This window comes from Noviherbaspirillum sp. ST9 (assembly GCF_048799745.1).
Classification (GTDB): domain Bacteria; phylum Pseudomonadota; class Gammaproteobacteria; order Burkholderiales; family Burkholderiaceae_D; genus Noviherbaspirillum.
In genome coordinates this window covers 1-601 of record NZ_JBLWFR010000139.1, presented here as the reverse complement: position 1 = coordinate 601, position 601 = coordinate 1, and the positions used below count along the sequence as shown (strand labels likewise).

At 46.1% G+C, this 601-nt stretch carries 1 protein-coding gene; it reads left to right on the top strand.

What is annotated here, in order from left to right; genetic code table 11:
• Nucleotides 1-29: 29 nt before the first annotated feature.
• Nucleotides 30-601: cation:proton antiporter (locus tag ACNOHI_RS25195; RefSeq protein WP_420477468.1), on the top strand; the 572-nt coding region annotated here is incomplete at its 3' end.

Genomic DNA, 601 nt, shown 5'->3' with positions numbered 1-601 from the left:
TAGGCGCCTGGACTACTATGATTTTTGTAATGAACGCTCTTGTGTTTATTCTGATCGGCCTTGCTCTGCCCGAAATTGTAGAAGGACTGGGAGAGTACTCGATTGCAGAAGGGATTAAATACGGGTTGCTCATAAGTGCTGTAGTGATTGTCTTACGAATTTTATGGATCTATCCTACTGCCTTTGTACCACGATGGTTAAGTGCAAGGGTTAGGCAGGACCCGCCTCCGGGATGGAAAGGGCCGCTGGTTATCGGCTGGGCAGGGATGCGTGGAGTCGTCTCTTTGGCAACTGCTCTTTCAATACCCCTATATTTATCAGATGGTGTTGCTTTTCCGCATCGTAATCTGATCGTTTTTATCACATTTATTGTCATCTTTGTCACGCTGGTACTTCAGGGTCTAACCCTCCCATTGCTAATCAGGCTGATCGGGCTTAAAGAGATTGATCGCATTGCTCCGGAAGAGGAGCAAGAAGCTGGAATACAGCTGAATCTCGATAAAATAGCGCTTAGCTACATCAATGAACATTATGCAGCGCACGTAGCTGAAAACGAGTTGCTGCAGTTCTTAAGGTCGAGTCTCGAAAATAACATTTCCGC